Below are 21,567 nucleotides of genomic sequence, written 5' to 3'. Positions count from 1 at the left end.
CCGGCGTATGCTGCCTGCCCACGCATTGGAAAAGAGGTGGTCATGCTGAAGATCTGGGGACGGAAAAACTCATCGAATGTCAGGAAGCCACTGTGGGCCGCCGAGGAGCTGGGCCTGGCCTACGAGGCGATTGACGCCGGTGGCGCCTTCGGTGTGGTCGACACGCCTGAATACCGGGCGATGAACCCGAACGGCCGGGTGCCGGTGATCGAGGATGACGGCTTCGTGCTGTGGGAATCGAATGCCATCGTGCGTTACCTGCTGGCCAGGCATGCACCGAACAGCGCCTGGTATCCGGCAGACCTGCAAGCCCGGGCCATCGCGGACAAGTGGATGGACTGGACCACCTCGAGTTTTGCCGGGCCGTTCCGCACCGTGTTCTGGGGCGTGTTGCGTACCCCAGCGGACCAGCAGGACTGGCCGGCAATCAATGCAGCGATCAAGGAGTGCACGACGCTGCTGGCCATGGCCGATCAGGCCCTCGCCAGCCAGCCGTACCTGTCCGGAAGCGAAATCGGCATGGGCGATATTCCGCTGGGCAGTTTCATTTATGCCTGGTTCGAGATGCCGATCGAACGTGCCGCGCAGCCGCATCTGCAGGCTTGGTACGCACGGCTGAAGCAGCGTCCGGCCTATCAGAAAGCAGTCATGACCGCGTTGACTTGATAATAACTATCGACACTCTTGACTGTACTTGTGTGGCGGCGGCAAGCACCATTGCGCTCATGCGCCGTGGTTGTTTTGTTCGCCGCCCGGCCCAATCTTTCCTTTTCTTCCCTTCTTGGTGCGTAAATCCGATATGAGTTCCGCTCTGTCCATCCGGCAGCTAACCAAAACCTACGGCAACGGGTTCCAGGCCTTGAGTGGTATCGATCTGGACGTCGCCGAAGGTGACTTTTTCGCCTTGCTCGGCCCCAACGGCGCCGGCAAATCCACGACCATCGGCATTCTCTCGACCCTGGTCAACAAGACCAGCGGCACGGTGAATATCTTCGGTCATGACCTGGACAAGAACCCCGCCGCGCTCAAGCGCTCGATCGGTGTGGTGCCCCAGGAATTCAACTTCAACCAGTTCGAAAAGACTTTCGACATCGTCGTGACCCAGGCCGGTTACTACGGCATCCCGGCGAAGATCGCCAAGGAACGCGCCGAGCAGTACCTGACCCAGCTCGGCCTGTGGGACAAGCGCGATGTGCCGTCGCGTTCGCTGTCCGGCGGCATGAAACGCCGACTGATGATTGCCCGCGCCCTGGTGCATGAGCCGCGCCTGCTGATCCTCGATGAGCCGACCGCTGGCGTCGACATCGAACTGCGTCGCTCGATGTGGACGTTCCTCACCGAGCTGAACCAGAAAGGCATCACCATCATCCTCACCACGCACTATCTGGAAGAGGCTGAGCAGTTGTGCCGCAACATCGGCATCATCGACCACGGCACCATCGTCGAGAACACCAGCATGAAACAGCTGCTGGGCCAGCTGCACGTCGAGACCTTCCTGCTGGATCTGAAAAACGACTTGCACGCCGCGCCGCAACTGATCGGCTATCCCGCGCGGTTGCTCGACGGCCATACCCTGGAAGTCCAGGTCGACAAATCCATGGGCATCACCGCGCTGTTCACCCAATTGGCGCAGCAGAACATCGAAGTGCTGAGCCTGCGTAACAAAACCAATCGCCTCGAGGAGCTGTTCGTGTCCCTGGTGGAGAAAAATCTGTCGAAGGTGGCGGTATGAGTTCCGAGTTCCGCCCCAACCTCGTCGCCCTCCAGACCATCGTTTATCGCGAGGTCAAACGCTTCACGCGGATCTGGCCGCAGACCCTGCTGCCGCCGGCGATCACCATGGTTCTGTACTTCGTGATCTTCGGTAACCTGATCGGCAAGCAGATTGGCGGCATGGGTGGCTTCAGTTACATGGAGTACATCGTGCCGGGGCTGATCATGATGTCGGTGATCACCAACTCCTACGGCAACGTGGTCTCGAGTTTCTTCGGCAGCAAGTTCCAGCGTTCCATCGAGGAACTGATGGTCTCGCCGGTGTCGCCGCACACGATTCTGATCGGCTTCACCATTGGCGGCGTGTTGCGTGGCCTGATGGTCGGGGTGATCGTGACCATTCTGTCGCTGTTCTTCACCCATCTGCAGGTGCATCACCTCGGCGTGACCTTGCTGGTGGTGATCTTGACCGCGACGATCTTCTCGCTGCTGGGCTTCATCAACGCGGTGTTTGCGCGCAACTTCGATGACATTTCGATCATCCCGACGTTTGTGCTGACCCCGCTGACCTACCTCGGTGGCGTGTTCTACTCGATCACCTTGCTGCCGCCGTTCTGGCAGACCGTGTCGCTGGCCAACCCGGTGCTGCATATGGTCAATGCCTTCCGTTACGGCATTCTCGGGGTGTCGGATATCCGCATCGGCATCGCGATCACCTTCATGCTGGTGGCGACAGTGGTGTTGTACCTCGGTTGCGCGCGGCTGCTGGTGAGTGGGCGCGGGATGCGGACCTGATCCAATGTGGGAGCGAGCCTGCTCGCGAATGCAGACAACACAAAACTGAACGGCCTCCCACTGCGGAGGCCGTTTTGCATTCAGCGCATACGGCTTTTCTTGCGCCGCGCCCATTGCCGCGCCACCCACCAACGCCAATACAGCATCACCGTGAAGTAGGCGAGGATGCCGAGTAGCAGTCCGCATACCACCGACCCCAGCAAAAACGGCTGCCACATGGTCGACAACTCTCCGCTGATCCATTCCCAGGTCAACGAATCGGGCAGGGTGCGGGCGGGCACATTCATCAACCAGGCTCCGGCCTGATAAGTACAGAAAAACACCGCTGGCATGGTGATCGGGTTGGTCAGCCAGACCAGACTGACGGCAATCGGCATGTTGCCGCGCACGGTGATCGCCAGTGCCGCCGCCACCAGCATCTGCGCCGGAATCGGCAGGAACGCGGCGAACAGGCCGACGGCCATCGCCCGGGCCACCGAGTGACGATTGAGGTGCCAGAGGTTCGGGTCATGCAGCAACTTGCCGAGAAAGCGTAAGGATTTGTGTTCCCTGATGCTCGTCGGATCGGGCATGTAACGTTTGAATAAGCGCCGGGGCATAAGGCTTCTCGGTCGGTTAAGGCGGCAAGTATGTCTGGATTCTACGAAGCGCCCATTCAGACTTTGTGACAATTGTTGACGACGACCCGCCTTCGTACCAGCTACGCCTAATGCACGAACTCTCAAGGACGGGCTTATGCGCACAGGGATGATGGCGCTGGCAGTCGGTCTGCTGGTTCCGGTTTTTTTGCCGGTTTTACCGCCGGTCGGGTTGATGATGTTATTGCCGTTGGTGGGGCTGATGTTGCTGCCGTTTCGCAGCTATCCCCTGGCGTTTCTGTTGTTCGGTTTCACTTGGGCGTGCGTCAGTGCGCAATGGGCGTTGAATGATCGTCTGCCCGCAGCGCTTGACGGCGAAACCCGTTGGGTCGAAGGACGGGTGGTCGGCTTGCCGCAAACCAGCGACGGCGTGGTGCGTTTCGAGCTGGCCGATGCTCGCTCGCGACACGAGAAACTGCCGTCTTTGCTGCGTCTGGCGTGGTACGCCGGGCCGCCGCTCAACTGCGGCGAGCGCTGGCGCCTGGCGGTAAAGCTCAAACGCCCCGGTGGTTTGCTCAATCCCGACGCCTTCGATTACGAAGTCTGGCTGTTGGCGCAACGCATCGGCGCGACCGGCACGATCAAGGATGGTCAGCGCCTGGCCGAGGCAAATTGGGCATGGCGCGACAGCATTCGGCAGCGCTTGCTGGCAGTCGATGCCCAGGGCCGGGGCGGTGCATTGGCGGCGCTGGTGCTCGGCGACGGCTCCGGGCTCAGTCGCGAGGACTGGCAAATTCTGCAAGACACCGGCACCGTGCATCTGCTGGTGATTTCCGGTCAACACATCGGGATGTTGGCGGCGGTGATGTATCTGCTTGTCGCCGGGCTGGCGCGTTTAGGACTGTGGCCGCTGCGTTGGCCCTGGCTGCCTTGGGCCTGTGGGCTGGCGTTTGCCGCCGCGCTCGGTTACGGCTTGCTCGCCGGGTTTGATGTGCCGGTGCAACGGGCCTGCGTGATGGTCGGGCTGATGTTGTTGTGGCGCCTGCGCTTTCGCCATCTCGGCGCGTGGTGGCCGCTGTTGCTGGCATTCGATGCATTGCTGTTGTTCGACCCGTTAGCCAGTCTGCGTCCCGGTTTGTGGTTGTCGTTCGCCGCGGTGGGGATTTTGATTTTCACCTTCGGCGGGCGGCTCGGCGCGTGGAAATGGTGGCAGACCTGGACTCGCGCGCAATGGCTGATTGCGCTGGGTCTGTGCCCGGTGTTGCTGGCGCTGAACCTGCCGATCAGCCTCAGCGGGCCATTGGCGAATCTGCTGGCGGTGCCGTGGGTCAGTCTGCTGGTGCTGCCACCGGCGCTGCTCGGCACGCTGTTGTTGCCGGTGCCTTACGTCGGTGCAGGCTTGTTGTGGCTGGCCGGTGGTTTGATCGACTGGCTGTTTCGCGGCTTGTCGCTGATCGCCGGGGCTTGGCCGGCGTGGATCTCGCCGTCGCTGCCGTGGTGGGTTTTGCTGCTCGGCAGTCTCGGCGCCTTGCTGTTGCTGTTGCCGCGCGGGGTGCCGTTGCGACCGTTGGGCTGGCCGTTGCTGTTGATTCTGCTGGCGCCGCCTCGCGAGCGGGTGGCCGAGGGACTGGCCGACATCTGGCAGCTCGATGTCGGTCAGGGCTTGGCGATCCTGATCCGCACGCGTCATCACGCGTTGCTCTACGACGCCGGTCCACGCTTCGGCGATTTCGATCTGGGGGAGCGGGTGGTGCTGCCGGCGCTGCACAAACTGGGGGTCGAGCGCATTGATTTGATGCTGCTCAGTCATGCCGATGCCGACCATGCCGGTGGTGCGCTGGCAGTATCGCGGGGCCTGAAAGTGACGCGGGTGATCAGCGGCGATCCGCCGGGCCTGCCCGCCATCCTGCGGGCCGAGGCCTGTGAAAGCGGGCGCCAATGGCAGTGGGACGGCGTCAGTTTTCAGCTGTGGCAATGGTCGGCGGCCCATGACAGCAATCAGCGCTCTTGCGTGTTGCAGATCGAGGCCAATGGCGAGCGTCTGCTGCTGACCGGTGATATCGACACGGCTGCCGAACGGGTTCTGCTGGAGAGTCCGTTGGCGGTGCCGACGCAATGGCTGCAAGCACCGCACCACGGCAGCCGCAGTTCCTCATCGATGGCTTTGCTGCGGGCATTACGCCCGCATTCGGTGCTGATCTCCCGGGGGCAGGGCAATTCGTTCGGTCATCCACACCCGCTGGTGCTCGCGCGTTACCGCCAGCAAGGGTTGCGCATCTATGACAGCGCGCAGCACGGCGCCATCCATTTGCGTCTGGGCAGCTTTCAGGCGCCGTGGTTGATGCGTCAACAACGGCGTTTCTGGCGTTGAAACACCATTGATCGCGGGATCGCCGAATGTGGCATCAGGTCGTCGGGGCAGCGGGTCTTAATCGCCAACCGGTATGGTAAAGTGGCGCACTTTTTCGAGGGGACTGTCACTGTGTGGGAATTGGTCAAATCCGGCGGCTGGATGATGTTGCCGATCATTCTGAGTTCCATCGCGGCCATGGCGATTGTCGCCGAGCGCCTGTGGACCCTGCGCGCCAGCCGCGTCACCCCCGAGCATCTGCTGGGTCAGGTCTGGGTCTGGATCAAGGACAAGCAGCTCAATAAAGAAAAACTCAAGGAATTGCGCGCCAATTCGCCGCTGGGTGAAATCCTCGCCGCGGGCCTGGCCAACTCCAAGCATGGTCGCGAGATCATGAAGGAATGCATCGAAGAAGCCGCCGCGCGGGTGATTCACGAGCTCGAACGCTACGTCAACGCGCTGGGCACGATTGCCGCCATGTCGCCGTTGCTGGGCCTGTTGGGCACGGTATTGGGCATGATCGACATTTTCAGCGCCTTCACCGGTTCCGGCATGACCACCAACGCCTCGGTCCTGGCCGGCGGTATTTCCAAGGCACTGATCACCACCGCTGCGGGCCTGATGGTCGGTATTCCGTCGGTGTTCTTCCACCGTTTCCTGCAACGCCGCATCGATGAGCTGGTGGTGGGCATGGAGCAGGAAGCGATCAAACTGGTCGAAGTGGTGCAGGGCGACCGTGACGTCGATCTGGCCGGGGACAAAGCGTGAAATTCCGTCGCAAACCCCGGGAAACGATCGACATCAACCTCGCGTCGCTGATCGACGTGGTGTTCATCCTGTTGCTGTTTTTCGTCGTGACCACCACCTTCACCCGCGAAACCCAGTTGCGCGTCGATCTGCCGGAATCGGTCAGCGGATCGCCGGCCGAAGACCAGCAGCTCAAGCAACTGGACGTCGCGATCAGCGCCGAAGGCGTGTTTTCGGTGAACAACAAGGTTTTGCCGAAAAATGACCTGGCGACGCTGATGGAAGCCATGCAGAAAGAAGCCAACGGTGACACCAACATGCCGTTGTCGATCAGCGCTGACGGCAAGACCCAACACCAATCGGTGATCACCGCCATGGACGCGGCCGGCAAGCTCGGTTTCAGCCATCTGCGCATGACCACGGTTGAGGCGGCGCCCAAATCCTGATGAGCCTGTCCGATCGTTTGCTCGCCGCGTGGTATCAGGGGCATCCGGCCTTGACGCTGCTGCGGCCGCTGGAAATGCTCTACCGCCGCGTGGTGGTCAACAAGCGTCAGCGCTTTCTCGACGGTGAAGGCCAGATCTATCAGCCACCGGTACCGTTGATCGTGGTCGGCAACATCACCGTCGGCGGCACCGGCAAGACGCCAATGATTTTGTGGCTGATCGAGCATTGCCGACGCGCCGGTCTGCGGGTTGGCGTGGTCAGTCGCGGTTACGGCGCCAAACCGCCGCAACTGCCGTGGCGGGTCACCGCCGAGCAGAGCGCCGACGTCGCCGGCGATGAACCGCTGTTGATCGTGCAGCGCACCGGCGTGCCGCTGATGATCGACCCTGATCGCAGCGCAGCGGTCAAAGCCTTGCTCGCCAGTGAGCCGCTGGACCTGATCCTCTCCGATGATGGCATGCAGCATTACCGCTTGGCGCGGGATCTGGAGCTGGTGCTGATCGACGCCGCCCGTGGTTTGGGCAACAAGCGCTGCCTGCCGGCCGGTCCGTTGCGCGAGCCGATCGAGCGCCTGCAAAGCGTCGATGGCGTGCTGTTCAACGGTGCCACTGCGGATCGTGAAGACGGCTTCGCCTTTCACCTGCAGCCGACCGCACTGGTCAATCTGCGCAGCGGCAAGCGCCAGCCGCTGGCGCATTTTGCGCCCGGTCAATCGGTGCACGCGGTGGCCGGGATCGGCAATCCGCAACGTTTCTTCAATACCCTCGAAGCGCTAGACTGGCGAGCAGTCCCCCATGCGTTTGCCGACCACGCCGAATACAGCGTGCAGGCCTTGAATTTCACACCGTCATTGCCGTTGGTGATGACCGAAAAGGACGCGGTGAAGTGCCGTGCCTTCGCAGCAGACGACTGGTGGTATCTGGCGGTCGATGCCGTGCCGTCACCGGCCTTCGTGGCCTGGTTCGACACCCAATTGATGCGCCTGTTGCCCGATCGTCTTTTGCCTTAACTCTTTATCCAGGGAATGTTCATGGACACCAAATTGCTCGACATCCTCGCGTGCCCGATCTGCAAAGGCCCGCTCAAGCTCAGCGCCGACAAGACCGAACTGATCAGCAAGGGCGCCGGCCTGGCCTATCCGATCCGCGACGGCATCCCGGTGATGCTCGAAAGCGAAGCGCGCACCCTGACCACTGACGAGCGTCTGGATAAATGACCACTGCTTTCACCGTTGTCATCCCGTCGCGTTACGCCTCGACCCGCCTGCCAGGCAAACCGCTGCTGGACATCGCCGGCAAGCCGATGATCCAGCATGTCTGGGAGCAGGCGAGCAAAAGCAGCGCCAGCCGTGTGGTGGTCGCGACCGACGATGCGCGCATCGTCGAGGCCTGCAAAGTGTTCGGCGCGGAAGTGGTGCTGACCCGTGAAGATCACAACTCCGGCACCGATCGGCTGGCGGAAGTCGCCGCCAAACTGGACCTTGCGCCGGACGCGATCGTGGTCAACGTGCAGGGTGATGAGCCGCTGATCCCGCCAAGTGTGATCGATCAGGTCGCGGCCAATCTCGCGGCCCACACCGAAGCGCGCATGGCCACCCTGGCCGAGCCGATCGAAGACGTCGAAACCCTGTTCAACCCGAACGTGGTCAAGGTCGTCAGCGACCTCAACGGTCTGGCGCTGACCTTCAGCCGCGCCACCTTGCCGTGGGCACGCGACGCCTTCGCCAAGAGCCGCGAGCAGTTGCCGGAGGGCGTGCCGTACCGTCGCCACATCGGCATTTACGCCTACCGCGCCGGCTTCCTTCAGGACTTCGTGAACTGGGGCCCGTGCTGGCTGGAAAACACTGAATCCCTCGAACAACTGCGTGCCTTGTGGCATGGCGTGCGGATTCATGTCGCCGACGCGTTGATCGCGCCGCCAACCGGCGTCGACACCGTTGAAGACCTCGAGCGCGTTCGTCGCCTGCTGGAGGCCTGATGCGCGTTCTGTTCGTGTGCCTGGGCAACATCTGCCGTTCGCCCACTGCTGAAGGCGTGCTGCGCCACAAATTGCGCGAAGCGGGGCTGGCGGATCAGGTCGAAGTGGCGTCCGCCGGCACCGGTGACTGGCACGTCGGCAATCCGCCGGACAAGCGCAGCCAGGCTGCAGCCAAAGTGCGTGGTTATGACCTGTCGGCGCAACGCGCGCAGCAGGTCAGCCGCGCCGATTTCGCCAGTTACGACCTGATTCTGGCCATGGACAACAGCAACCTGCGCAACCTCAAGGCGCTGCAACCGTCCACTGGCAAGGCCGAGCTGGACCTGTTCCTGCGGCGTTATGCCGGTGTGGTCGATGAAGTGCCGGATCCGTACTACGACGGCGATCAAGGCTTCGAGCAGGTGCTGGACCTGATCGAGGCAGCGTGTGATCAACTGTTGATCGAAGTGAAGGGCCGGTTATGAGTTTGCAGCTTCAATCACAGGTTTCGCTGAAACCGTTCAACAGTTTCGGCGTCGACGTTCGCGCGCAGTTGTTCGCCGAGGCCCACAGCGACGCCGACGTGCGCGAAGCCCTTGCCTATGCGAGTGCCCATGATCTGCCGTTACTGGTGATCGGCGGCGGCAGCAACCTGCTGCTGACAGCAGACATTCCGGCGCTGGTGCTGCGCATGGCCAGCCGTGGCATTCGGCTGATCAGCGACGACGGCAACCGCGTGGTGATCGAGGCTGAAGCCGGTGAGCCGTGGCATCCGTTCGTGCAGCACACGCTGGCGCAGGGTTTTTCCGGTCTGGAAAACCTCAGCCTGATCCCCGGCACTGTTGGCGCGGCGCCGATGCAGAACATCGGTGCCTACGGCGTCGAGATCAAGGATGTGTTCGCCGGGCTGACCGCGCTGGATCGCCAGACCGGCGAGCTGCGCGACTTCAGTCTGGAAGAATGCAACTTCGCCTACCGAGACAGTCTGTTCAAGCAACAGCCGGGGCGTTGGCTGATCCTGCGCGTGCGCTTCAAGCTTGATCGAGCTGCCCACTTGCATCTGGAATACGGCCCGGTGCGTCAGCGCCTGACCGAGCAAGGCATCGAGCAACCGACACCCAGCGACGTCAGTCGCGCGATCTGCAGTATCCGCAGCGAAAAATTGCCGGATCCGGCGGTACTCGGCAATGCCGGCAGCTTTTTCAAGAATCCGCTGGTATCAGCGGCGCTGGTCGAGCAGATCAAGGCGCAGCACCCGGATCTGGTGGCTTATGCGCAAGCGGACGGGCAGATGAAACTGGCCGCCGGCTGGCTGATCGAGCGCGCTGGCTGGAAAGGTTTCCGTGAGGCCGATGCCGGCGTGCATAAATTGCAGGCGCTGGTGCTGGTCAACTACGGCACCGCGACCGGTCTGCAGTTGCTCGATCTGGCGCAACGCATCCAGAAAGATATTGCCGAACGTTTCAATGTCGAGCTGGAAATGGAGCCGAACCGCTATTGAGGCTACGCTTCAGGTCGGTATCCAATGCCCTGCACTGAACAAAAAGTGCAGGGCTTTTTTGTTAACGGTGGGTTAACTTAGCCAGCTAACGATAACCGTCATTTGCTCCACCAAAGGCCCGGTGCAGACGTTCGCGTCGGCACAAGAGAGCCTGTGCCAACCACATATCAGTCAGCGATGACCCTGTGGCGAGGGAGCTTGCTCCCGCTGGGGCGCGTAGCGGCCCCGCTTTCAAGAAGGGCCTGCTCCGCAGTCCAGCGGGAGCAAGCACCCTCGCCACAGGCTCAGTGTTCGGCTTCACTGATGTGTATTGGCCCATTAGCCTGAGTCGATCTGCGTGAACCACCGCCAGTTCTGCTCGACCCCATAACCACCAAGAATATGCGGGCGTGCCCATGATTACCCTGAAACTCAATGGCCAGGATCACCCACTGGATGTCACCGAAGACATGCCGCTGCTGTGGGCAATCCGTGATGTCGCCGGTTACAACGGCACCAAATTCGGCTGCGGCATGGGCCTGTGCGGTGCCTGCACCATTCATATCGACGGCTTGCCGGCGCGCAGTTGCATCACGCCGATCGGCTCGGTGGTCGGGCAAAACGTCACCACCATCGACAATCTGCACGCCGATCCGGTCGGGCAGGTGGTGCAGCAAGCCTGGCTCGATAGCGCCGTGGCGCAGTGTGGTTTTTGTCAGGGCGGGCAGATCATGTCCGCCACCGCGTTGCTCAAGACCAACCCCGATCCGAGCGACGAGCAGATCGAAGAGGCAATGGTCGGCAACATTTGCCGGTGCGGCACCTACAACCGGATCAAGACCGCGATCCGCCAGGCCTCGACTCACTTGAAGGAGGCCAAGGCATGAGCCGCTTGCCGAATGATTTCGCCCTGAGCAATCTCAGCCGCCGCGGTTTTCTCAAAGGCGTCGGCGCCACGGGCGCATTGGTGCTGGCCGCGAGCTGGGGCTGGCAGGATGCATTGGCTGAAGACGCGCCGAAGAAGTTTGGCGCTGATGGCATGCCCAACGGCTGGATCGACGATCCCAAGGTCTACGTCAGCATTGCCGCGGATGGCACGGTCACCGTGGTCTGCAACCGCTCGGAAATGGGCCAGGGCGTGCGCACCAGTTTGAGCATGGTGGTCGCTGATGAACTGGACGCCGAATGGGCCAAAGTCAAAGTGCAACAGGCGCCGGGTGACGAAGTACGTTTCGGCAACCAGGACACTGACGGTTCGCGCAGCATGCGTCACTGGTATGAGCCGATGCGTCGTTGCGGCGCGGCGGCCCGGACCATGCTGGAACAAGCCGCCGCCGCGCATTGGCAGGTGCCGGTGGGCGAGTGCCAGGCGCAGTTGCACAAAGTCCTGCACAAACCGTCCGGTCGCGAGCTGGGTTACGGCGAACTTGCCGCTGCAGCCAGTGCGCTGGCGGTGCCGGCCCGTGATAGCCTGCGCCTCAAGCAGCCGTCGGAGTTCCGCTACATCGGCAAGGAAGGCACCAAAGCCATCGACGGTGCCGACATCGTCAACGGGCGCGCGGTGTACGGCGCCGACGTGCATTTCGACGGCATGCTCTACGCGACCATCGCGCGTCCGGCGGTGTATGGCGGCAAGGTCAAGTCGCTGGATGACAGCGCCGCGCTGAAGGTTCCGGGTGTGCTGAAGGTCATGCAGATCGAGAGCCGTCCGCTGCCTTCGGAATTCCAGCCGCTGGGCGGCGTAGCAGTGATTGCCAGCAATACCTGGGCGGCGATCAAAGGCCGCGAGGCACTGAAGATCGAATGGGACGACGGCCCCAATGCCAGTTATGACTCGATCGCTTATCGCAAGGAACTGGAAGCGGCGTCGCGCAAACCCGGCAAAGTGGTACGCAACACTGGTGATATCGACAAATCCCTGAGCGACGCCGCCAGCAGCCTCGAAGCGTCCTATTATCTGCCGCATCTGGCGCAGGCACCGATGGAGCCGATGGTCGCCATCGCCCGCTACGACAAAGGCGTGTGTGAAGCGTGGGCGCCGAGTCAGGCGCCGCAGGTAACTCGCGAGCGCATCGCCGAGCGCCTGGGGCTGCCGTTCGACAATGTCACCTTCAACGTCACGCTGCTCGGTGGCGGTTTCGGCCGTAAATCGAAGCCGGATTTCGTCGTCGAAGCTGCGATCCTTGCCAAGGAGTTCCCCGGTAAAGCCGTGCGGGTGCAATGGACCCGCGAGGATGACATCCACAACTCGTATTTCCACACGGTATCCGCCGAGTACCTGAAGGCCGCTGTTGGCAAGGACGGCATGCCCTCCGGCTGGCTGCATCGCACGGTGGCGCCGAGTATTACGGCGCTGTTCGCCCCGGGCATGAACCATGAAGCGGCGTTCGAACTGGGCATGGGCTTTACCAACATGGCCTACGCGATTCCCAACGTGCGCCTGGAAAACCCCGAAGCCACGGTGCACACCCGGGTCGGCTGGTATCGTTCGGTGTCGAACATTCCTCACGGTTTTGCGATTCAGAGTTTCGTCGATGAACTGGCGTACAAGGCCGGCGTCGATCCGCTCAAGTACCAGATCAAGTTGCTCGGCCCGGATCGGCAGATCGACCCGCGTACCCTGAGTGAGGAGTGGAACTACGGCGAATCCCCCGAGCGCTACCCGATCGACACCGGGCGCATGCGCACGGTATTGGAAACCGCCGCCAAGGCTGCCGGCTGGGGGCGCCAATTGCCCAAGGGCCGAGGCCTCGGTCTGGCGGTGCATTACAGCTTCGTCACCTATGTGGCGGCGGTGATCGAAGTCGAGGTCAAGGACGACGGTACGCTGATCGTGCACAAGGCTGACATCGCTGTTGATTGCGGGCCGCAGATCAACCCTGAACGCATTCGCTCGCAGTTCGAGGGCGCGTGCGTGATGGGCCTGGGCAACGCGGTGCTGGGTGAAATCAGCTTCAAGGACGGCAAGGTCCAGCAGGACAACTTCCATATGTACGAAGTGGCGCGCATGTCGCTGGCGCCGAAGGAAATCGCGGTGCATTTGGTGACGCCGCCGGGCGACGTGCCGTTGGGTGGTGTCGGTGAACCCGGCGTGCCGCCGATTGCGCCGGCACTGTGCAATGCGATCTTCGCCGCCACCGGCCAGCGCATCCGTAACTTGCCGGTGCGTTATCAGTTGCAGGGTTGGCAGAAGGCGCAGGCGTAATGGATAGCGCCGATCTCAACGTCCTGCGCAGCGTGCTTAAATGGCGCCGCGCCGGGCAGCGGGTGGTGCTGTTCAGTGTGGTGCAGACCTGGGGCACTGCGCCCCGGGCACCCGGCGCGATGCTCGCGTTGCGCGAGGACGGCGTGGTGATCGGCTCGGTGTCCGGCGGTTGTGTCGAGGATGACTTGATCGCCCGTCTGCACGACGGGCGCATCGCCAGCGACGGCCCGCCAGTGCAACTGATTACCTATGGCGTCACCCGCGAGGAGGCGGCGCGTTTCGGCTTGCCCTGTGGCGGCACGCTGCGCCTGACCGAGGAGCGGGTCGCTGATCCGGCGTGGGTCGCCGAATTGCTCGCCCGTTGTGAAGCCCATGAGATTGTCGCTCGCGAGCTGAACATCGAAACCGGTGAGGTTGTGCTATCAGCGGCGAGCAAATCCGATGTGCTGGCATTCGATGGTAAGACCCTGCGCGCTATTTATGGTCCGCGCTGGCGTCTGTTGTTGATCGGCGCCGGGCAGCTGTCGCGTTACGTGGCAGACATGGCGCGGCTGCTGGATTTCGAAGTACTGATCTGCGATCCGCGTACCGAGTTCGTTTATGGCTGGGAAGAGCACCACGGACGGTTCGTCCCGGGTATGCCGGATGATGCGGTGTTGAGCATTCAGACGGACGAACGCACAGCCATCGTCGCGCTGACTCACGATCCCCGTCTGGATGATATGGCGTTGCTCACCGCGCTCGATTCGCCGGCCTTCTATGTCGGTGCACTGGGGTCGCGGGTCAACAGCCAGAAGCGCCGGGACAATCTGGCTCAGCTGGGCTTGTCAGAAGCCGCCATTGCGCGATTGCACGGGCCGATCGGTCTGCACATCGGCAGTCATTCGCCAGCGGAGATTGCCCTGTCATTGTTGGCGGAGATTGTGGCGATCAAGAACGGCGTCGAGTTGAAACAGAAGAAAGTCGTGGAGGGCACATGAGTCGATCTATCGCAGTGATTGTGCTGGCGGCGGGCGAGGGCAGTCGCTTTCGCCAGGTTGCCGGTGCCGACAAGGACAAGTTGCTGGCCGATTGCACCGGGCGTGATGGCGCGGTGCGCTCGGTGATCGAGCAAGTGTTGCTGAATCTGCCGGCCAACCTCGACAAGCGGGTGCTGGTGACCACTGAAGCGCGGCCGCAGGCGATGCGCATGGCTCAGGCTTATGGCTGTGACGTGGTCTCGATTGAATCGACCGGGATGGGTGACAGTATTGCGGCTGGCGTCGCAGCCTGCCCCGAGGCGGATGGCTGGTTGATCGTGCTGGGTGACATGCCGTTTATCCTGCCGTCGAGTATTGAACGGGTGGCGGCGGCGATTGCCGAGGATGCGGTGAGTGTGCCGGTGCAGGAGGGCGAGTTCGGCCATCCGGTGGGGTTCGGGCGTTCGTTCGGGCCGGGCTTGCAGGCGTTGAGTGGCGATCGCGGCGCCAGACCGTTGTTCAAGCAGGGTCGGGTGGTGGAAGTGGCGGTGGATGATCCCGGGGTGTTGTGGGATATCGATGTGCCCGAGGCGTTGGCTTTTAGATAAAGGCAAGATCAACAGATCGCAGCCTTCGGCAGCTCCTACAGGAGCTGCGATTTTTTGATCTTCTAAATGGAATAAAAAAGCCCCGCCAGGTTTTCACCGGGCGGGGCTTTTTATTGGCTTGCGGAATCAGACGAGCGGTTTAGGCTCGTGTTCTTTTTCCTCGGCCGCTTGGTGATGCTCCACCGCGTCCTGAACGGAGCGTGGTGCTTCGGCGATCACCGACTCAACCACCGCTTCTTCAGTCACGGCAGCAACTTCGACCACTTCAGCAGCCGGAGCAGCAGCGGCAGCCAGTTCGGCTTCCTTCTGCAGGCGCTCGGCTTCACGCTTGCGGCGACGCACTTCACGTGGGTCGTTTGGCGCACGGCCGTTTGGCGTCAGGGCGCTGACCGGAGTGGCTTCAACCACTGGAGCAGGGGCTTCGGCAACCACTGGCGCTTCGACCACCGGTGTTTCAACCACTGGCGCTGGAGCAGGTTCGGCGGCTTCGACCACTGGCGCGGCAGCCTTGGCTTCTTCAACCACTGGGGCTTCAACGACTGGCGCTGGCGTTTCAGCGACGGCAGGCTCGGCAACCCAGTTGAACGCGGTCTGTTCTTCGCGAACTTCACGCACGGTTTCGGTCACGGTTTCAGCGACGGTTTCAGCAACCGGCTCAGCGGCCACAACTGGCGCTTCAATGGCAGGTTCTGCAGCAGCTTCAACCTGAGGCAGCGTTTCTTGAACCGGTGCCACTTCGACTTCCGGAGCAGCAACCACTTCCACTGGGGTAGTGGCCTCAACAACCGGCGCTTCCACTGGAGCGGTTTCCTGAACCGCGGCGGTGGCGCGTTCGGCTTGCTCGTGAGCCTGTGCTTCGGCCGGAGCGCTGATCACGCTGCTGGCAACAGCGGCAGTGACGGCCAGGCCGGCAGCCAGATCGGCAGCGCTTGGTGCGGCGGCGTTTTCGCCGGACTCGGATTCTTCCGAACCTTCGATCACGTTGCCGTTGGCATCACGCTGACGCTCGCGACGGTTGCTGCGACGACGCTGACCACGGGAGCGACGACGTGGACGATCGCCTTCGGCGTTGTCCTGACCGTCTTCCGGCAGTTGCTCTTCGTTGCTGTTCACTTCTTCTTCAGCAACGGCAGCAGCAGCTTGCTCGGCACGTGGTTGACGCTCTTCACGCGGTGGGCGCGGTGCGCGCTCTTCGCGTGGCTGACGGGCCGGACGCTCTTCTGCGACCACAGCGGCAGCGGCAGCCGCTACTGGAGCAGTCGGAGCGGCGTCCAGTGGTTCGCGCAGTTCACGTACACGCTCTTCACGCTCGCCACGTGGTTTGCGGTCTTCACGTGGAGCACGTGGTGCACGTTCCTCGCGCGGAGCGCGGGGTGCGCGTTCTTCGCGGGCGACTGGCGCCTCGGTACGGGCTTCACGCGGCTCGCGGACTTCACGGGCTTCACGTGGCTGACGCTCTTCACGCGGCTCGCGTGGTGCGCGTTCTTCACGCGGTGCACGTTCTTCGCGCGGCTTGCGCTCTTCATCGCGGCGACCGTTACGGTTGCGGCTCTGCTGACGACCGTTGCGACGCTCTTCGTTGCGGGCCGGACGCTCGGTGGCCGGTTTTTCAACGACGACCGGAGCGGCTGGCTCTTCTTTGGTCGCGAACAGGCTGACCAGCGATTTCACCAGGCCCTTGAACAGGCTTGGCTCTGGCGCGGCAACCGGAGCCGGTGCAGCAGCGGCAGGCGCGGCGACTTCGGTCGGCACCGGCGCATTGGCACGGGCCGGCGCAGTCTTGACCGCAGCTTCCTGGCGAACCAGGGTGCGGGTGGCAGCGGCTGGCTGGACTTCTTCGACTTCGGCAGCGGCAGCAGCGATTTCGTAGCTGGACTGGTTGGTCGCAGCTTCCGGGCTGTCGTCACGCAGACGCTGAACTTCGAAGTGCGGGGTTTCCAGGTGATCGTTCGGCAGAATGACGATACGGGCACGGGTGCGCAGTTCGATCTTGGTGATCGAGTTGCGTTTTTCGTTGAGCAGGAACGCGGCGACCGGGATCGGCACCTGAGCGCGCACTTCGGCAGTGCGGTCTTTCAGGGCTTCTTCTTCGATCAAGCGCAGGATTGCCAGAGACAGCGATTCGACGTCACGGATGATGCCGGTGCCGTTGCAGCGTGGGCAGACGATGCCGCTGCTTTCGCCCAGCGATGGACGCAGGCGTTGACGGGACATTTCCAGCAAGCCGAAACGCGAGATGCGGCCGATCTGCACGCGAGCGCGGTCGGCTTCCAGGCATTCGCGGACTTTCTCTTCCACGGCGCGCTGGTTTTTGGCCGGGGTCATGTCGATGAAGTCGATGACGATCAGGCCGCCGATGTCGCGCAGGCGCAACTGACGGGCGATTTCTTCGGCGGCTTCAAGGTTGGTCTGCAGCGCGGTTTCTTCGATGTCGCTGCCTTTGGTGGCGCGCGCCGAGTTGATGTCGATGGACACCAGGGCTTCGGTCGGATCGATGACGATGGAGCCGCCGGAAGGCAGTTCGACGACGCGCTGGAAAGCGGTCTCGATCTGGCTTTCGATCTGGAAACGGTTGAACAGCGGCACGCTGTCTTCGTACAGCTTGATCTTGCTGGCGTACTGCGGCATCACCTGGCGGATGAAGGTCAGGGCTTCGTCCTGGGCTTCAACGCTGTCGATCAGCACTTCGCCGATGTCCTGGCGCAGGTAATCGCGGATGGCGCGGATGATCACGTTGCTTTCCTGGTAGATCAGGAATGGCGCGGAGCGATCCAGCGAGGCTTCTTTGATAGCAGTCCACAGTTGCAGCAGGTAGTCGAGGTCCCACTGCATTTCTTCGCTGCTGCGGCCCAGGCCGGCAGTGCGCACGATCAGACCCATGTCGGCGGGTGCAACCAGGCCGTTCAGCGCTTCACGCAGTTCGTTGCGCTCTTCGCCTTCGATGCGACGGGAGATACCGCCGGCACGCGGGTTGTTCGGCATCAGTACAAGGTAACGACCGGCCAGGCTGATGAAGGTGGTCAGGGCGGCGCCCTTGTTGCCACGTTCTTCTTTTTCGACCTGAACGATGACTTCCTGGCCTTCGCTCAGGACGTCCTTGATGTTGACGCGGCCTTCAGGGGCTTTCTTGAAGTATTCGCGGGAGATTTCTTTGAGGGGCAGGAAGCCGTGGCGCTCGGAGCCGAAATCGACAAAGGCAGCCTCAAGGCTTGGTTCGATGCGAGTGATACGGCCTTTGTAGATGTTGGCCTTCTTCTGCTCGCGTGCACCGGATTCGATGTCCAGGTCGTAGAGGCGTTGGCCATCTACCAGTGCAACACGCAACTCTTCGGGTTGAGTTGCGTTAATCAGCATTCTTTTCATGTAGTACCGTCGGTTTCCGGGCTGCCGGAAACGGCGTTCGGCACACACGACTTCTCACGGTCGGTGTCAGGTGCGTCGGGAGTGGTTGGCCATTCCCGTGTCCAGCGATGTCAGGCCAATTGGGCCGATATCGCGACGTACGCGTCCTGCTTGCTGTGGCTACTTAAGCACTCAGTCAGGAGGAGGAATCAACCAGCGGCTGTGGACGAGATGAAGCGTCTTGATAAAGCCTATTGCTACACAGTCCGGCGGTTGTGCATCTCCACCCTACACGTATCCCTGATAATTCGGGTGCTGCCGCGCGCAGAATCCGCAGCGGGTTGGCATTTACCGTGAGCTCCGAAAGGGGAGGTCACGCATCATGGCTAATTCAGGCGATGTTTCCGAAGCCTTCGCTCGGGGTCATCTGCAGCTGACTGCACTTTGTGAACTGGCCTCGAATATTTGCCTGTCAGGCGAGTGAAAACTCTGCTCGACGGTGTAATTCAGGCCTCATGTCACCTGCGCTTGTTACAACTGCAAACTCCACCGTTACGTAGCGAAAGCCCCGTAGGACGGCCTCGCGTCCTGGTGAATTGCGTTGGTCAGGGCCGGTTTTTGACCGTGGTTCCGCTGTCCAGGCCGCTTTTGGCGGCGTTCGCGACTATAGCAGCAATGATTAAGTGCTTCAATTCCATAAAAATTGTTATCATCCGCGGCATGACAACTACTGCCCCTTCGACTCCAGGCGTTCAACTGCTTGAAGTCTCGCCGGAGTATGCCGGCCAACGAATCGACAATTTCCTCCTTGCCCGGCTCAAAGGCGTGCCCAAGACCTTGATTTACCGCATTTTGCGTAAAGGCGAAGTGCGCGTGAACAAGGGGCGGATCAAGCCCGAATACAAGCTGCAGGCCGGCGATATCGTGCGCGTGCCACCGGTTCGTGTGCCTGAGCGCGACGAACCGGTGCCACTGGCTCAAGGCCTGTTGCAGCGGCTGGAAGCCTCGATTGTCTACGAAGACAAAGCCCTGATTGTGATCAACAAGCCCGCCGGCATTGCGGTTCACGGCGGCAGCGGCTTGAATTACGGTGTCATCGAAGCCTTTCGTCAGTTGCGCCCCGATGCCAAGGAGCTGGAGCTGGTTCACCGTCTCGATCGTGACACTTCCGGCCTGCTGATGATCGCCAAGAAGCGCAGCATGTTGCGGCACTTGCACGCCGCCTTGCGTGGTGACGGTGTCGACAAGCGCTATATGGCGCTGGTGCGCGGCAACTGGGCGACCTCGATCAAGCAAGTCCGTGCGGCGCTGGGCAAGAGCAACCTGCGCTCCGGGGAACGCATGGTCGAGGTCGACGAGGAGGAGGGCAAGGAGTCGGTGACCGTGTTCAAGGTCCTGCGTCGTTTCGGCGACTTTGCCACTCTGATCGAAGCCAAGCCGATCACCGGTCGCACCCATCAGATCCGCGTCCATACGTTGCACGCCGGGCACTGCATTGCCGGCGACACCAAGTACGGCGATGACGGTTTCAGCAAGGAAATCCGTGATCTGGGCGGCAAGCGTCTGTTCCTGCACGCCTACATGCTGACCGTGCCGCTGCCCGATGGCGGCGAGCTCAAGTTGCAGGCACCAGTGGATGAAATGTGGGCCAAGACCGTGGAGCGATTGAGTGCGCCCATCTGATTACAAACTGCTGATTTTCGATTGGGACGGCACCCTCGCCGATTCCATTGGTCGGATTGTCGAGGCGATGCATTCTGCGTCCGCGCGTTCCGGTTTCGAGTTGCGTGATGATTTTGCCGTCAAGGGCATCATCGGTCTGGGCTTGCCCGAGGCGATCCGCACCTTGTATCCGGGCATCAGCGATGCCGAGATGATCTTGTTTCGCGAGTATTACGCTGATCACTACATCGCGGCAGAAGCCGTGCCTTCGCCGCTGTTCGAGGGTGTAGTCGAGTCGATGGCGTCGTTTCGCGAGCAGGGCTATCACCTGGCGGTCGCGACCGGCAAGAATCGTCGCGGACTGGATCGGGTGCTCAAGGCCAATGGCTGGGAAGATTATTTCGATATCACCCGCGCCGCCGACGAGACCGCGAGCAAGCCACACCCGCTGATGCTCGAGCAGATTCTCGCGCATTGCCGGGTGCGGCCCGAGCAGGCGCTGATGGTCGGGGATTCGTCCTTCGATCTGCTGATGGCGCGTAACGCGGGCATGGCGTCGGTGGCGGTCAGCTACGGCGCGCAGTCGATCGAGTCGCTGCAGCAGTTCGAACCGCGCCTGTCGATTGACCGTTTTAGTGAATTGCACGCCTGGCTGGGGCAGCAGGCTTAATACGTTTTTGCTGGGGTACAGCGCATGACCGACGAATGGAAAGCACCGGCCAAGGCAAGTGCCGACGACGGTGACGAGAAAAGCTGGAAGCTGCTGGAAAAGACTTTGCTGGCCAGTGTGCAGGAGCAACGTCGCTCGCGGCGTTGGGGGATCTTTTTCAAGCTGCTGACGTTTGTTTATCTGTTTGTTGCGCTGATCCTGTTCACGCCGCTGATGGATATGGAAAAGAGCGCCACCCGTGGCCCGAACTACACTGCGCTGATCGACGTCACCGGCATGATTGCCGACAAGGAGCCCGCCAGTGCCGACAACATCGTCGGTAGCCTGCGAGCAGCCTTCGAGGACAAGAAGGTCAAGGGCGTGATCCTGCGGATCAACAGTCCTGGCGGCAGCCCGGTGCAGTCGGGTTATGTGTATGACGAGATCAAGCGTCTGCGCGGTCTGCACCCGGATACCAAGGTGTATGCGGTGATTTCCGATCTCGGTGCGTCTGGTGCCTATTACATCGCCAGTGCGGCGGATCAGATCTATGCCGACAAGGCCAGTCTGGTCGGCTCCATCGGCGTAACGGCCGCCGGTTACGGTTTTGTCGGCACCATGGACAAGCTCGGCGTCGAGCGTCGCACTTATACCTCGGGCGAGCACAAGTCGTTTCTTGATCCGTTCCAGCCACAGAAGCCTGACGAGACTGCGTTCTGGCAGACCGTACTGGATACAACGCACAAGCAGTTCATCAACAGTGTCAAACAGGGTCGTGGCGATCGCCTGAAGGACAAGGAGCATCCGGAGCTGTTCTCCGGGCTGGTCTGGTCCGGCGAGCAGGCGCTGCCGTTGGGCTTGATCGATGGTCTGGGCAATGCCAGTTCTGTGGCGCGGGATGTGATTGGCGAGAAGGAGCTGGTGGACTTTACTGTTCAGGAATCGCCGTTCGACCGCTTCTCGAAGAAGCTCGGCGCCAGTGTGGCTGAGCAGTTGGCGATGTGGATGGGGTTCCACGGGCCTTCGTTGCGTTAATTTACCGGTAGATCAAAAGATCGCAGCCTGCGGCAGCTCCT

20 protein-coding genes are annotated in these 21,567 nt (G+C 61.7%); 18 read left to right on the top strand and 2 right to left on the bottom strand.

Features of this window, described 5'->3' with window-relative positions:
* Positions 1-42 precede the first annotated feature (42 nt).
* The 3 genes from JN524_RS05335 (at position 43) to JN524_RS05325 (ending at position 2,508) form a co-directional block, all read left to right on the top strand.
* A complete protein-coding gene (locus JN524_RS05335) occupies positions 43-666 on the top strand; it encodes a glutathione S-transferase family protein (protein WP_202368737.1) in 624 nt (207 codons plus the stop codon).
* Positions 667-799: 133 nt separating this feature from the next.
* On the top strand, positions 800-1,732 hold the full coding sequence (locus tag JN524_RS05330) for an ABC transporter ATP-binding protein (RefSeq protein WP_027612335.1): 933 nt from the start codon (positions 800-802) through the stop codon (positions 1,730-1,732).
* Entirely contained in the window at positions 1,729-2,508 is a 780-nt protein-coding gene (locus JN524_RS05325; RefSeq protein ID WP_098965044.1) for an ABC transporter permease, read from the top strand. The genes JN524_RS05330 and JN524_RS05325 overlap by 4 nt, the downstream gene beginning before the upstream one ends.
* Before the next feature lie 80 nt (positions 2,509-2,588).
* Here the strand turns inward: JN524_RS05325 and JN524_RS05320 are convergent, their stop codons facing one another.
* On the bottom strand, positions 2,589-3,107 hold the full coding sequence (locus JN524_RS05320; protein WP_007967571.1) for a DUF2062 domain-containing protein: 519 nt from the start codon (positions 3,105-3,107) through the stop codon (positions 2,589-2,591).
* Positions 3,108-3,243: 136 nt separating this feature from the next.
* Here JN524_RS05320 and JN524_RS05315 point away from each other — a divergent pair, with 136 nt between their 5' ends.
* From JN524_RS05315 to JN524_RS05260, 12 genes are all read left to right on the top strand, one after another.
* A complete protein-coding gene (locus JN524_RS05315; RefSeq protein WP_202368736.1) occupies positions 3,244-5,457 on the top strand; it encodes a DNA internalization-related competence protein ComEC/Rec2 in 2,214 nt (737 codons plus the stop codon).
* 111 nt (positions 5,458-5,568) lie between these two features.
* Positions 5,569-6,204 (top strand): MotA/TolQ/ExbB proton channel family protein, encoded by a 636-nt coding sequence (locus tag JN524_RS05310; RefSeq protein WP_003227083.1) that lies wholly within the window; start codon positions 5,569-5,571, stop codon positions 6,202-6,204.
* Positions 6,201-6,629, top strand: a complete 429-nt coding sequence (locus tag JN524_RS05305; RefSeq protein ID WP_103369230.1) for an ExbD/TolR family protein — start codon at positions 6,201-6,203, stop codon at positions 6,627-6,629. Before JN524_RS05310 ends, JN524_RS05305 begins: the two co-directional genes overlap by 4 nt.
* Positions 6,629-7,639 carry a tetraacyldisaccharide 4'-kinase gene (gene lpxK / locus JN524_RS05300; protein WP_202368735.1) on the top strand — a complete coding sequence of 337 codons (1,011 nt, stop codon included), beginning with the start codon at positions 6,629-6,631 and terminating at the stop codon, positions 7,637-7,639. The genes JN524_RS05305 and lpxK overlap by 1 nt, the downstream gene beginning before the upstream one ends.
* Positions 7,640-7,660: 21 nt before the next feature.
* Positions 7,661-7,846: a Trm112 family protein gene (locus JN524_RS05295; protein WP_003174668.1), complete on the top strand. Its 186-nt coding sequence runs from the start codon at positions 7,661-7,663 to the stop codon at positions 7,844-7,846.
* Positions 7,843-8,607: a 3-deoxy-manno-octulosonate cytidylyltransferase gene (gene kdsB / locus JN524_RS05290; RefSeq protein ID WP_202368734.1), complete on the top strand. Its 765-nt coding sequence runs from the start codon at positions 7,843-7,845 to the stop codon at positions 8,605-8,607. The genes JN524_RS05295 and kdsB overlap by 4 nt, the downstream gene beginning before the upstream one ends.
* Positions 8,607-9,071, top strand: a complete 465-nt coding sequence (locus JN524_RS05285; RefSeq protein WP_016986041.1) for a low molecular weight protein-tyrosine-phosphatase — start codon at positions 8,607-8,609, stop codon at positions 9,069-9,071. Before kdsB ends, JN524_RS05285 begins: the two co-directional genes overlap by 1 nt.
* Positions 9,068-10,087, top strand: coding sequence for a UDP-N-acetylmuramate dehydrogenase (murB, locus tag JN524_RS05280; protein ID WP_202368733.1), 1,020 nt, complete (start codon positions 9,068-9,070; stop codon positions 10,085-10,087). Before JN524_RS05285 ends, murB begins: the two co-directional genes overlap by 4 nt.
* A gap of 395 nt (positions 10,088-10,482) precedes the next feature.
* Complete coding sequence (locus tag JN524_RS05275; protein ID WP_027612345.1) at positions 10,483-10,953, top strand: (2Fe-2S)-binding protein; 471 nt, start codon at positions 10,483-10,485, stop codon at positions 10,951-10,953.
* Complete coding sequence (locus JN524_RS05270) at positions 10,950-13,271, top strand: xanthine dehydrogenase family protein molybdopterin-binding subunit (protein WP_202368732.1); 2,322 nt, start codon at positions 10,950-10,952, stop codon at positions 13,269-13,271. Before JN524_RS05275 ends, JN524_RS05270 begins: the two co-directional genes overlap by 4 nt.
* On the top strand, positions 13,271-14,251 hold the full coding sequence (locus tag JN524_RS05265) for an XdhC family protein (protein ID WP_202368731.1): 981 nt from the start codon (positions 13,271-13,273) through the stop codon (positions 14,249-14,251). The genes JN524_RS05270 and JN524_RS05265 overlap by 1 nt, the downstream gene beginning before the upstream one ends.
* The gene (locus JN524_RS05260) at positions 14,248-14,838 is read left to right on the top strand and encodes a nucleotidyltransferase family protein (RefSeq protein WP_202368730.1); all 591 of its coding nucleotides are present in this window, start codon (positions 14,248-14,250) and stop codon (positions 14,836-14,838) included. Before JN524_RS05265 ends, JN524_RS05260 begins: the two co-directional genes overlap by 4 nt.
* A gap of 126 nt (positions 14,839-14,964) precedes the next feature.
* On the opposite strand, the gene rne is transcribed toward JN524_RS05260, so the two are convergent.
* Positions 14,965-18,201, bottom strand: coding sequence for a ribonuclease E (gene rne, locus JN524_RS05255; RefSeq protein ID WP_202368729.1), 3,237 nt, complete (start codon positions 18,199-18,201; stop codon positions 14,965-14,967).
* A gap of 699 nt (positions 18,202-18,900) precedes the next feature.
* Here rne and rluC point away from each other — a divergent pair.
* From rluC to sppA, 3 genes are read left to right on the top strand one after another with little or no spacing between them, the layout of a single operon-like run.
* Entirely contained in the window at positions 18,901-19,863 is a 963-nt protein-coding gene (rluC, locus tag JN524_RS05250; RefSeq protein WP_007950779.1) for a 23S rRNA pseudouridine(955/2504/2580) synthase RluC, read from the top strand.
* A complete protein-coding gene (locus JN524_RS05245) occupies positions 19,850-20,512 on the top strand; it encodes an HAD-IA family hydrolase (RefSeq protein WP_202368728.1) in 663 nt (220 codons plus the stop codon). Before rluC ends, JN524_RS05245 begins: the two co-directional genes overlap by 14 nt.
* 24 nt (positions 20,513-20,536) lie before the next feature.
* Complete coding sequence (sppA, locus tag JN524_RS05240) at positions 20,537-21,526, top strand: signal peptide peptidase SppA (protein WP_027612352.1); 990 nt, start codon at positions 20,537-20,539, stop codon at positions 21,524-21,526.
* Positions 21,527-21,567: the final 41 nt, after the last annotated feature.

It is taken from the genome of Pseudomonas sp. MWU318 (genome assembly GCF_016756945.1).
Classification (GTDB): Bacteria; Pseudomonadota; Gammaproteobacteria; order Pseudomonadales; family Pseudomonadaceae; genus Aquipseudomonas; species Aquipseudomonas putida_A.
The sequence above is the reverse complement of the archived record's forward strand: the minus strand, read 5'-3'. Positions and strand labels throughout refer to the sequence as shown.